Annotated in this window: 10 protein-coding genes; 3 read left to right on the forward strand and 7 right to left on the reverse strand. The window is 66.3% G+C overall.

The genetic code is table 11. The features are described 5' to 3' along the window. Nucleotides 1-30: 30 nt before the first annotated feature. A complete protein-coding gene (locus ACGVWT_RS12205) occupies nt 31-1824 on the forward strand; it encodes a bifunctional diguanylate cyclase/phosphodiesterase (RefSeq protein WP_315462095.1) in 1794 nt (597 codons plus the stop codon). Nucleotides 1825-1832: 8 nt separating this feature from the next. Here the strand turns inward: ACGVWT_RS12205 and ACGVWT_RS12210 are convergent, their stop codons facing one another. From ACGVWT_RS12210 to ACGVWT_RS12240, 7 genes are all read right to left on the reverse strand, one after another. Then, nucleotides 1833-2498 carry a response regulator gene (locus ACGVWT_RS12210; protein WP_315462096.1) on the reverse strand — a complete coding sequence of 222 codons (666 nt, stop codon included), beginning with the start codon at nt 2496-2498 and terminating at the stop codon, nt 1833-1835. A gap of 7 nt (nt 2499-2505) precedes the next feature. Further along, nucleotides 2506-4728, reverse strand: coding sequence for an ATP-binding protein (locus tag ACGVWT_RS12215; RefSeq protein ID WP_315462097.1), 2223 nt, complete (start codon nt 4726-4728; stop codon nt 2506-2508). Continuing rightward, nucleotides 4728-5120 (reverse strand): response regulator, encoded by a 393-nt coding sequence (locus ACGVWT_RS12220; RefSeq protein ID WP_394426551.1) that lies wholly within the window; start codon nt 5118-5120, stop codon nt 4728-4730. The genes ACGVWT_RS12215 and ACGVWT_RS12220 overlap by 1 nt, the downstream gene beginning before the upstream one ends. 105 nt (nt 5121-5225) lie before the next feature. Then, complete coding sequence (locus ACGVWT_RS12225; RefSeq protein ID WP_315462099.1) at nt 5226-5672, reverse strand: chemotaxis protein CheW; 447 nt, start codon at nt 5670-5672, stop codon at nt 5226-5228. A 14-nt stretch (nt 5673-5686) separates the two neighbouring features. Next, a complete protein-coding gene (locus ACGVWT_RS12230) occupies nt 5687-7228 on the reverse strand; it encodes a globin-coupled sensor protein (RefSeq protein ID WP_315462100.1) in 1542 nt (513 codons plus the stop codon). 195 nt (nt 7229-7423) lie between these two features. Then, on the reverse strand, nt 7424-7858 hold the full coding sequence (locus ACGVWT_RS12235) for a hypothetical protein (RefSeq protein ID WP_315462127.1): 435 nt from the start codon (nt 7856-7858) through the stop codon (nt 7424-7426). Next, nucleotides 7767-8408: a sigma-70 family RNA polymerase sigma factor gene (locus ACGVWT_RS12240; RefSeq protein WP_315462101.1), complete on the reverse strand. Its 642-nt coding sequence runs from the start codon at nt 8406-8408 to the stop codon at nt 7767-7769. Before ACGVWT_RS12240 ends, ACGVWT_RS12235 begins: the two co-directional genes overlap by 92 nt. A gap of 181 nt (nt 8409-8589) precedes the next feature. Between ACGVWT_RS12240 and ACGVWT_RS12245 the strand changes: the two genes are divergently transcribed. Continuing rightward, nucleotides 8590-9855 carry a dipeptidase gene (locus tag ACGVWT_RS12245; protein WP_394426556.1) on the forward strand — a complete coding sequence of 422 codons (1266 nt, stop codon included), beginning with the start codon at nt 8590-8592 and terminating at the stop codon, nt 9853-9855. A gap of 194 nt (nt 9856-10049) precedes the next feature. Continuing rightward, complete coding sequence (locus ACGVWT_RS12250; RefSeq protein ID WP_394426579.1) at nt 10050-12431, forward strand: TonB-dependent receptor; 2382 nt, start codon at nt 10050-10052, stop codon at nt 12429-12431. Nucleotides 12432-12445 lie beyond the last annotated feature (14 nt).

The raw sequence follows: 12445 nt of genomic DNA on the forward strand, positions 1-12445 counted from the left end.
CCTGTGTCGTCACATCATCGGGATGGCAGCATGTCGATCTACAACCCAATTCATCGGACGGAAGGCGGCGCGGCCGACGTGCTCGGTCAGGTCGCGTTGGAACTCGATCGCGAGATCGCCTCGCTGGAGCATCGGGCGCGAACGCAGGAAGGGCGGCTGACCGAGCTGACCAACCTCGCCACGTTTCAGCGCGAGGCGCTCGATGCAGCGGCGATCGTCGCCGTCACCGATCGTGCGGGCCGGATCACGTCGGTCAATCCCAGGTTCTGCGAGCTGAGCGGCTATTCCGAAGCAGAGCTGATCGGGTCGACGCATCGCATCGTCCATTCGGGCGTCCACGATCGCGATTTCTTCCGCCACCTATACCGCACCATTTCCGGCGGCGAGGTCTGGCATGACGTCATCTGCAATCGCGCCAAAAGCGGGAAGCTCTATTGGGTCGATACGACGATCGTGCCGCACCACGACGGGTCCGGCTATACCGCGATCCGGTTCGACGTCACGCCGCAGAAGGAAGCCGAGCAGCGGCTGTGGCGGCTCGCCAACATCGATCCGCTCACCGATCTTCCCAACCGCCGAAACTTCATGGACTTGCTGGCGGCGGCTACCGACCGGTGCGAGCCCTTTGCGACCGCCATCCTCGACCTCGATCACTTCAAGGACGTCAACGACAGCGCGGGCCACGACGCCGGCGATCGCCTGTTGACCTGCGTCGCCCGCGCGTTGCAGTCGGCGATCGGAGCGGACGAGGTCATCGGCCGCCTGGGCGGCGACGAATTCGCGCTGATCCTGACCTTCGATGGCGACCTCGCCCGGTTGAACGAGAAGCTCGCGGCCCTCGTGGGCGTGGTGGGCGACCATACGGAGGCCAATGCCTTTGGCTGGCGGATCCAGGCGAGCATCGGCGCTGCGGTCTTTCCGGAAGACGGTGTCGACCATCGCGACCTGCTGAAATGCGCGGACATGGCGTTGTATGCGGCCAAGCAATCCGGTCGTGGCTGCGCCCGGGTGTTCGAGGGGCGCTATCGGCGCGAGGCGGAATGGCGTGCCGACATTCGCTCCGCCATCCAGCGCGCCTTGGCGGAGAACGAATTGTTCGTGCAATACCAGCCGATCGTCGACCTTCAGGCCGCACGCCCAATGGCGTTCGAGGCGCTGCTGCGCTGGAAGGTGCGGGACGGGTCGGTGATGACGCCGGCCGTGTTCGCCAACGTGTTCGACGATGAACGGACCGCCGCCGATATCGGCGCATTCGTGCTGACCGAGGTGCTGAGCCAGATCGACCGGTGGAACGCGCAGGGCGTGCCGTTCCAGTCGATCGCGATCAACGCGACGCTGGGGGATTTTCGATCGTCGAAATTCGTCGATCACATCATCCATGCGATCGATACGGGGCGTATCCGCGGTGACCAGCTGTGCGTCGAGATCACCGAGGGCATGTTGCTCGATCGCGGCGCGCGGACGGTCTGGCCGTCGATCGATCGCTTGCACGACCGCGGCGTGCATATCGCGTTCGACGATTTCGGCACGGGCTTCGCCTCGCTGACGCATCTGCGGCAATTGCCGATCGACCATGTGAAGATCGATCGCAGCTTCATCGAATCGATCTGTGCCGGGGGCAAGGATCGCGTCATCGTGGAAAGCGTGATCGACCTCGCGCATCGGCTGGGGCTGCGCGTCGTGGCGGAAGGCGTGGAGGCAAGCGAGCAGGAAACGCTGCTGCGCGGGCTGCGCTGCGACAGCATTCAGGGATTTTTGATCGCTCCGGCGCTGAGCGAACAGCATGCCGCCGCGTTCACGCGCGACTATCCGATCGCGGCCTGATCCTCGTCTCAGCCCGGCCCATCGGCGCGCACGATCGCGCCCTTGGGCTCCAGCCCCGCCTCGAGCGCCAGGCGCACCGCGTCCGACAGGCTGGACACCTCCAGCTTGTCCATCAGATGCGCGCGATAGGTCTCGACCGTCCGGGTCGACAGGCCCAGCCGGTAGGCGATGATCTTGTTCGCCAATCCCAACACCAGTCCCGCCAGCACATCGCGCTCACGATCGGACAGGCGTTCCAGACAGTGCTGCGCGGCGGCGACCCGGCCGCGTGCGCGCTGGTCCTGCCGCAACCGTTCCAGCGCGCGCATGACGGCCTGACGCAAGGTAGCGGGGCGCATCGGCTTTTCGATGAAGTCGGCCGCGCCTGCGTGCAGCGCCTCGACCGCGAGCGGCACCGTCGCCGCTCCGGTCAGCATCACGATCTGATGATGGCTGCCGGTGCGCCGCAACTCGTCCTGCACCTCACGGCCGCTCAATCCGGGCATATGGACGTCGAGCACCAGGCAGCCCTCGGGCAGCGTTGCCTGTTCGTGCAGGAAGGCGCGGCCATCGGGAAAGGTGCGCACCTGAAGCCCGGCAGCCGCCAGCGTTTCCGCCAGCTCGGCGCGCAAGGCCGCGTCATCGTCCACGACATAGGCGTGAGCGGTGGGCGTGTCGGAAGTGGGATCGGTCATGGCGACCCTACCTCCGCGCATCGATTGGAAAGCCGAGGGTCAGCGTCGCACCGCGTCCGTCGGGCTTGTTGGCCAGGGCGATCGATCCGCCCACCTCGTCCATGATCTGGCGGCAGACGAACAGCCCCAGGCCGGTGCCCTTGCCGATCGGCTTGGTCGTGGAAAAGGCGTCGAACGCCGTCCCGGCCACCGCGTCCGCCAGCCCGGTGCCGGTATCGTCGATGACGACTTCGACCGTACTGTCGCGCTGGGCGAGGTCGATCGCGATACGGGCGGGGCCGGCGTCGCCCGCGGCACGAGCGGTATCGATCGAATCGGCGGCATTTTGCAGAGCGTTGACGACGATCTGTTCGATCCCGACGCGCGGCAGTTCCAGGATGGGGAGGGACGCAGGCGCGGTGATCCGTAGCGCGATGTCGCGTTCGGACAGCACGGGGCGCATGAACCGCGCCGCATTCTGGATCGCGTCGACGATGCTGATCGGCTCGCTGCCGCCGCGTTCCAGCCGTGCATAGCCCGACGTCCGTTCGACGATGGCGGTCGCGCGTTCCACCTGTTCGATGATCCGATCGAACTTTTGCACGGCACGTTGCGACGTCTCGTCCGACTGGGTGAGGGAGAGCCGTCCATTCTCCGCGGCGAGCGCGATGGTGAACAGCGGTTGCCGCAGCTCGTGGCTCAGCGCCGATGCCATGCCGCCGAGCTCCATCAGGCGGGCATGGTGTCGCATCTCGGTCTGGAACGCCTTGGCGGTGCGCAGCCGCACGACGCAGCCGAACCGCCACCGCTCAAACGCCGGGTCGTGATCATGCGCCAGCAGCAGGTGCCATTCGGCCTCTACGCGGGAGCCAACGCGAAATTCCGCCATCACATCATTGTGCGCGTCGAGATTTGCCAGCGTAGGGCGGTCGGCCGGATGCACAGGCAGGCTCATCTCGCGCCGGCCATGCTGTGGATCGATCTTGACGAAGCGCAGGGTCCCGTCTGCCGCATCGTAGCGCACGTCGCTGAACACCTTGAACCCCATGGTGGTCCGCAATTCGTCTACCGCGCGGGCGAGGCGCTGGCGTTCGTGGTCGCTCGCCAGCAAGGCGTTGTTGATGGTGGCGAAGCGGTCCAACAATGTGTGCGTTTCGCTGAACGGGACATCGGCGGGCGGGATCGGAGCATGGCGGTCGAAATGCGCCAGCGCGTCCTCCCATACCGCCACCGACCGGCGGATCGCGTGGCGGAAGGCGACAAGCCCCAGTTCCGCGAGCAGCAGGTACGCCAGCAGCGGGATCAGCCCCATGAACACGCCGACCATCGTCGCCCGGACGAACGGGCGGGGCGACACGATCGCGATATGGCCGTCGGGCGCACGCTGCGCGACGCAGGTGGTCAACCAATAGCCGATCGTCTGCCGCTCGATCGCACTTGCGGTGCCGTCATCGATCCGGTGGCAGCCCAGCCGCGCCGCGGCGGACGCCGTATCGACCTGCGGCACATGGATCAGGCGGACGGCATCGCGACTGCCTGGCACCGGCAGCGATCGGATCCGACCGGTCGGGACGTCCGCCGCCGGTACGACGGCAGCGGACGCCCGTGCCTGTTCGGCAAATCGAAGCACCCGCGCCGGCACCGACCGCATCTCGCCCAGCAGGAACAGCATGGCCGCGCCGGCGATCGCCAGCGACACCAGCGCATCGAGCGCTCCGGTAAGCGACACCAATGGTTGGCGCATCAGGCCGCCCCTCGCCGGATCGCGCGTGATGAACAGCACGACCGCATCGCTGATCGCGGCGGCCGCGATGGTGAACAGCACGGTGCGCAGGAACGCGATCAGCGCAGCCTCCGCTCGGGTGCCCCATGGGTTGTGCAGCAGCAAGCCGACCGCCACGCTGCCGACGGCGGCACTATAAAGGACGGTCACCGTCGACAGGCTGCGATCCCCGCGGCAAAACCGATCGACCACGACGATATGGCCGAGTGCCGCGGCGATCAGCACGGGCTGGCCGAACCACGCCAAGGTCGGCAGCGTGGTCGCGACGGCGACCGCGATCGCGACGCGTAAGCCATACCACCGCCATGCGGGCAGATAGGCGAAGGGCGCGAGGATCAGCTCGAACCCCGGGGCTGCCACCAGACGATGCCCCGACAGGACGATCACCAGGCCGAGCAGCGCCAGCGGCACGAAGGGCATAGCGCGCCGCCGCGCCGCCAGCGTCGGGAACGACAGGCCGGCGGCCATCAGGCGTTGCCGGTGCTGCCGATTTGGCTTGCCACGAGGGCGCGCAGCGTGGCGGTCCGCAGGGGTTTGGTAAACAGGCCGCTCGTCGTCGTCGCGATGTCGGATAGCGCCGCGGCGGTGAGATCAAGATGGCCGGTCATCAAGTACATCGTCGGCTCCGTCATGCTGGTGGATCGACGATGGCGCAACATGCGCAAGACGTCTAGGCCACTTTCGGCCTTAAGTCTTAGATCGCAAAGGATAACATCTACCGAACACGATGCCGTGTCGAGCGCTGTCAGCGCCTCTTCGCCAGATCGCGCGCCGATGGCACGGGCGCCGAGCGCCTCGATCAATTCGATCAGCTCGGTCCGCAGGTCGTCATCGTCCTCGATGATCAACAGGTGCCGCATCATCGATCGTCCGGGTAAGCGTGGTGGCTGGTGAAACCACGCCACCACTTGGGCGAAGCTAGTCCTGTGCTCGGAATACCTACGGCCTTGTAGTCGCGGCGGAGATCACGCCGCGTCGGCGAGCATGGCGTCACTGTCGATCGCCATGCACCGCAGGTCGAGGACCATCACCATCCGATCCTCGACCGAAATCAGTCCCGCCAGACGTCGGGCGGAGGCGCCGCCGCCCAGGTCCGGCGGCGGCTGCATCGCCGATGGTTCGATCGTAACGATGTCGTTGACCGAATCGACGACGAGGCCGTGCATCTGCTCGCCGATCTGGATCACGATGATGACGTGGCGGGGCGAGGGGGCGATCGCGTCCCACCCCAGCCGGTCGCTGAGATCGACGACCGGCAGCACGGTGCCGCGCAGATTGACGATCCCGCGCACGAACGAGGGCGCATGAGGGATCGGCGTCGGTGGGGTCCAGGCGCGGATTTCGCGGATGGCCATGATGTCGACGCCGAGCCGCTTGTCGGCGATTTCGAAGGTGATGAGTTGCTGCGTCATGGCGCGGTCACCCTTCAGAATTGGGTCCAGTCCTCGTCTGCGTGCGTGACGGCGAGCGCGAGATTGCCGCGGCTGGCCCGACGCACCGCCCGCACCGGCGGCTTGACCGCAACCACCGGCGCGGGCTTGGCGACTGCGGGCCGTGCGGGGGGTGCCATGGCGTCGTCCAACGTGAAGCGCGCGACGAGGCCGGTGAGCTGGTCCGCCTCGCTGGCGAGGCTGCGCGCGGCGGCGGTCGATTCCTCGACCATGGCCGCATTCTGCTGCGTCGTCGCATCCATCTCGCCGATCGCGATATTCACCTGCTGCAGGCTGTTCGACTGCACCTGCGCCAGTTGCGAGATGTTGGCCGCAAGCGTGGCGATCTCGGCCACCTTGCCGACGATCCGGTCGAGCGCCTCACCCGACTGGCCGACGAGCGCGACGCCGCGGGCGACCTGCTTCGAGCTTTCGCCGATTAGGTCCTTGATGTGTTTGGCAGCGTCCGCGGATCGCTGTGCAAGCGCGCGCACTTCGCTTGCTACGACGGCGAAGCCCTTGCCCGCATCGCCCGCCCGCGCCGCTTCGACCCCTGCGTTCAGGGCCAGGAGGTTGGTTTGGAAGGCGATGCCGTCGATGACGTTGATGATCTGCGCGATCTCGGCGGCCGAACGCTGGATGTCGTCCATCGCGCCAACCGCTTCCTTGACGACCGCGCCGCCCTGCGTCGCGTCGGCATGCGCTTCGCTGACCGATCGGTTGACGTGCGCGGCGCCTTCGGCGGTTTCGCGGACGCCGCCGGTCAGTTGATCCATCGCGGCGGCCGTCTGCTCCAGCGACGCGGCCTGCTGTTCGGTCCGTTCGGACAAATCATCGGAGGCCGAACTGATCTCCACCGACCCGGTGTTGATGCTCTTCGCGGTATCGGCGACCTGGACCAGCGTTTCGCTGATCTGGCTGCGCATGAATTCGAAGTCCTGCTCCACCTTGCGGAACGCTTCGGGCAGGTCGTGCAGCGATGCGGTGAAGTCCCCCTTGGCCAGCCCCTCCAGCGCCTCGCCGACTTGCGCGATGACGGCGAGCCTCTGGCCTTCCTCGGCGCGGAAATAGCTCGACAGCGCGATGTCCATGTCGAGCAGCGCGCATTTCACCAACGTGCCGATCACGCGGCCCAGGCGTTTGCCGGCGAGCCGGCCGATCGGCGAAGACGCGATGGTCGCATGGATCACCTGCTCCAGCACCATGGCGTATCCGCCGATATACCATGTCGGCGCCAGGCCAATCCGGGCATGGACGCTGCCGATCTGTTCCGCCTTTTCGAAATAGCCCGCGCCCAATTCTCGCGAGAACAGCTGGGACCAATGATCGAGCTGCTTGTCGCGCGCGTGATCCATGACGCTCTTCGACGTGAAGAAGCCGGACACCTCCGGTGTTGCCGCGATCTTCTTGTAGAACAGGTCTAGCGCCTTGGGTGCGCTTTTCGACACGACGGACAGGATGCGCGGGAAATTCGCATAATCCTTCGCGTCGAGACCGTAGAATTGTACGCGCTTCGCATTGGCTGCCGGGTCGTGCATGGGATGTCTCCAGTTCGTCTTGCGAATTGGGGCGCCCGCGTGGTTTCCAACCGGTAAATCATCGTAGTTTTACGGTGGTCCCAGCACCGGTATGGGACGAGCGCGGTGCGGCGGCAGCGGCCCCTCGCGCAATGGCGTCGCGGACCGCGATCCGACCGCGGAAAGACGGGGCTCAGGCCGCGGATATCTCGCGAATTAGACCCGAGAGGCGGGCTTGGCCGGCGCGAACAGGGGCGCCGCGACGTGCGTCTGTCGACATGGTGGCCGGTCGCCACCGTGTCCCAGCCAGACGGTGACGGCCACGCCGATCGCGCCTGCGGCGATCGCGCCCATCGTGAACCGGCGAAGACCTAGCGCCACCGCCGCGCGACGGGCTGGCTCGTTCGGCACCATGGCGGGGAGCACGCCTTCGTCGCATCGCACAGGCGCCGCGTCCCGCAATCCCGCGGCGAGATCCCAACCCGCCTCTACTCGGGCAAAGGCACAGCCGTGAGCCGGGTTCTCCGCGATCCAGCGATAGGCGGCGTCCCAGTCGGCTTCAGCACCGCTGGCGTGCGCGGCGAGGAACAGCCGCGCGGCCTCCGCCTCGATCGCCCGTCGCTTCGTTGCGCGTGTGCAGGGACCATCCAAAGCCACAACCCTCGTACTCGCCGCCCCCGTACTCGCCGATCGCCTGCGTGATCTTCGCCACGGCGCGTGCGAGATGCTTGTCTACCGTAGAAACGGACAAGCCCATCTCCTCTGCTATCGCGTGCGTCGGCCAATCGTATACGCGCCGCAGGATGAAGGCGCGCCGGCACTGCGGGGGCAGCGTGTCGAGGATCGCCTGCAGGTGCCGCAGCGCGTCGCGCGCCTCGAGCCCGGCCTCCGCGCGATCGTCGATGCCGATCGTGTCGAGATCGGCGATCACCTCGAACGACACGATCTTGGCGCGGCGCGCGGCGTCCACCACCAGATTGCGGGCGATCTGGTACAGATAGGCCCGCCCCGAATGTAGGCGCTCGATATCGCCGGTCGCATAGGCCCGGGTCATCGCCTCCGCGACGACGTCGTCGACATCGGCACCGTCGGGCAGCACGCGCCGCAACCGCGACCGCAGCGCCCCCTCATGCGGCAGGATGGCCTGTTTGTACCAGTCGAGCCTAGCCCTGACCGACTCAGTGTCGCTGAATGAACCCACCCCGGAACCCCCCGAACGTAGCGAAGGCGATCCTCCCCGAACTCATGCTCTTACCCGGATACCATCAGCCCCCGCGGCGGTTGTCCAGCCATCATGAAATAAAAATGATATCTGCGATGGCAGATTGTGTCGCGACGACCGTCTTACCGATCAGTGAATGATGTGGTGGGGGCTGACGAGGATGACATCCGTATCCGCTTTGACGCGCGGGGCGCTGCTGACCGTGTTGGCGGCGGTGCCGCTCGCGGCCCAGACGTCCCGGACTACTCCCTCCGTCCCGCCAGAGGCGCGGCGGGTGCATGATGCGGCGATCGTGCTCGACACGCATTTCGATACGCCTGCCAACCTCGGCCGCACCGGCTGGAGCATCATGGACCGCCACAGCCGAGCGGACAGCGGCGACCAGGTCGATTATCCGCGCATGGTCGAAGGCGGGATCGACGGTGGCTTTTTCGCGATCTTCACCGCGCAGGGCCCACGTACGCCGGAGGGGGATCGCGACGCCCGCGACGCCGCGTTGGTGCGCGCGGTGCAGATCCGCGAAATGGTCGCCCGCCACCCCGACGCCTTCCGCCTGGTGACGACGTCGGCGGAGGCCCGCGCCGCGGTCGCCGCGAAGAGGCGGTTCGTCTTCATTAGCATGGAAAACGGCTATCCGTTCGAAGGCGACCTGTCGCTGGTGCGCACCTTCCAGCGGCTGGGCGTCACGATGATGAGCCCGGTCCACTTCAAGACCAACGATCTCGCCGACAGCGCCACCGACAAACCCGAATGGAACGGCCTCAGCACCAAGGGCGAGGCATTCGTGGCGGAGGCGAACCGGCTCGGCATCCTGATCGATTGCAGCCACGCCTCCGACGACGTGCTGCGCCAGACGATCGCCCAGTCGAAGGCGCCGATCATTCTGTCGCATTCGGGCATGCGCGCGATCTTCGACCACCCGCGCAACGTGTCCGACGCCGATCTCCGCGCGCTCGCGGCCAAGGGCGGCGTGGTGCAGATCAACGCCTATGACGGCTATATGATCGCGCAGCCCAAGATCCCGGCGCGCGAGGCGGCGCTCGCCGCGCTGGCGGCGAAGCAGCCACCCCTTGCAACAACGACCGAGGCGGACCGCAAGGCTTATCTGGCGGCGCGCAAGGCGATCGACGCGCGCTGGCCGGTACCGCGCGCGACGTTCGACGACGTGATGAAGCATCTGCTCCACGCGATCCAGGTGGCGGGGATCGACCATGTCGGGATCAGCGGCGATTTCGACGGCGGCGGCGGAGTCGAGGGATTCGACGACATCACCGCCTTTCCGAAGATCACCGCCGCGCTACTCGCGCACGGCTACAGCGCCGCCGACGTCGCAAAAGTGTGGGGCGGCAATGCGTTGCGCGTGCTCGACGCGGCGCAAGCCGCGGCGGAGCCGGGGGTGCGCCCGGCGATCCCCGTCACCTCATGATCCTTTGCGCCGCCTGATCGCGGCGCGGACGGACCCGCGATGAGCGGATGACAGCGTGAGGGCGGACCGCAACAGCCGGCCGCCCATACGTCCCGGGGGGGATGATCTGGATAGCAATGTCCCGTCGGCGCGCCGACCAGATCAGGAGATTGCGCATGTCCCGTTTCCCTGTCTCGCCCCCCGCCGGTACGGCGATGGGCCTTGTCCTTGGCACAGTGGCGATGCTGCTGACCGGACAGGGCGCCGCGGCGCAGGCGATCGCCGCCGAAGCCGCAGAAGCAAGCCCGCAGGCGAGCGACGCCGCGACGGGCGAGGGCCAGGACATCGTCGTCAGCGGCCGCCGCATCAGCCAGGCGAGCGAGGCGGTGGGCGAGGACAAGATCACCAGCACCGTCGCGGTCACGCGCGACGCCTTGTTGTCCGCGCCATCGGGCATCTCGGGGCTCAAGATGCTGGAATCGCTGCCGGGCTTCAACGTGCAGACCGATGGCGCGCTCGGCCTGTACGAATTCGGCAACAGCGTGCAGACGCGTGCCTTCAACCTCGACCAGATCGGCTTCGTCGTCGATGGCGTCCCGATGGGGCGCAGCGACGCCTTCGGCGGCAGTCCGGTATTCCGCTATGTCGACAACGAGAATCTGGGGGTGGTCGAGGCGTCGCCCGGCGCGGGCGGTGTGACGATGCCGACCTATTCGTCGCTCGGCCCGGTCGTGTCCTATCGCTCGATCGTGCCGCAGAACGAGCTTGGCACCTTCATTTCGCAGAGCTTCGGCGATTTCGATATGAAGCGCACCTTCGTGCGGGTCAGCACCGGCAAGGTGGGGCCGCTGAAAGCCTATGTCAGCCGCACCAAGCTCAACACCGACCTGTGGCGCGGCGCCGGCACCGTCGACCGCGAACATTGGGAAGCGATGGCAGTAATCGACATTACGGACAGCAGCTGGGCGCGCTTCAAGTTCGTCTCGAACGACTTCTTCGACTATGATTCGCCGACGTTGTCGCGCGCCGAATATAATAGCGCGACACCCGATCTGGCCGGCCACGTCGGCCGCTATCGCGGCTATTACGGCGATCCGTTACCAGTCTATACGCCGACGGTAGCGGGCGTGCCCTATTCGAACCCCAATTACACCTATTATTACGGACAGGCGATCAACGTCCGCAAGGACAAGCTCTACGCCGGCACGTTCCACTTCGGCATCGCCGATGGCGTCCAGGCGGAAACGACGATCTATTACGAGGATAAGGACGGCTGGGGCAGCTCGCCCGACAGCTATGCCAACACGCTGACCTTCTATAACCGTCAGCGGCTGGTGTCGGGCCTCGCGCTGACCGCACCGCGGGGCACGCAGTTCGGCGTGTCGAGCCTCGGCGGCTATCGCCAGGGCATCCTGCAAAGCCTGCATGCGGCGATCGGGATCCATGCGATCGACGTCGGCATCTGGGCGGAGGACGATCGCTATCGCCGCTACCAGCGGCGTCAGAACACAATCGACGGCTCGCCCGCCAGCGCCCCCAATTACAACGAGCTGGTCTATGGCCGCCGCGATTACCGGTCGAAACGCGCGACGGCGCAGCTGTTCGTCCGCGATCGTATCGAGCTGACGCCCGCGTTCAGCGTCGATCTCGGCATCAAGGCGCTCGACCTCGACTATCAACAGCGCGGATATCGCGATTTCGCCGATTATGCGCGGACGGTTGCCGGCGTGAACGTCGCCGGATGGGGGCCGAAGTACAACCGCGCGCACTATCGCGACTTCTTCCTGCCGACCGTCGGCATCCTGTACCGTTTCTCCGATCCCCGCACGCAGCTGTTCGCGTCCTACGCGGAAAATATGGCGCTGCCCAAGGGGATGGATGACATCTTCTCCGTCGCCTACGCCAACTCGCCGGCCGTGGTCGGCGCACCCGCGCCGGAACGGTCGAAGAATATCGAGGTTGGCCTACGGACGACGCGGCCGGAATTCTTCGCGTCGCTGACCGGCTATTACACCAAGTTCGACAACCGGATTCAGTCGATCGCCTCGATCCTGCCGGGCACGACCAACGTCACCGAAACCTTCTACCAGAATGTCGGCGGCGTGAAGGCGTACGGCGCGGAACTGCTTGCCAATTACAAGCCGGCGTTCCTGCACGGCGCGGCCTACGTCAACGCCAACGTCACCTACAACCACGCGCAATTCCAGGACAATATCGTCGGGGCGGCGCGCACCTATCTGATCGCGGGCAAATATCTGCCCGACAGTGCGAAATGGGTCGTATCCGGGGGGCTTACGGTCGAACCGGCGCCGTGGTTCGTCGCCAATATCACCGGTAAATATACCAGCCGTCGCCAATCGACCTTTGAGAATACGCCGGGCTCGTCGCTGCCGGGCTTCACCGTCTTTTCGGCCTATGCCGACATCGGTGACGGCTTTTCGATCGGTCCGGTGCGGAACGCGCGCATCCGCGTCAACGTCGACAATCTATTCGACAAGGATGTGCTGTCCTACATTTCGCCGGCGCTTACCGGCGACGGCCTGTTCCGGCCGCTCAGCCCCCGCACCGTCCAGCTGACCTTATCCGTCGACATCTGATACGCGGCGCCGCG

Origin of the sequence: Sphingomonas sp. S6, assembly GCF_043498045.1 — a bacterium.
Taxonomy (GTDB): Bacteria; Pseudomonadota; Alphaproteobacteria; order Sphingomonadales; family Sphingomonadaceae; genus Sphingomonas.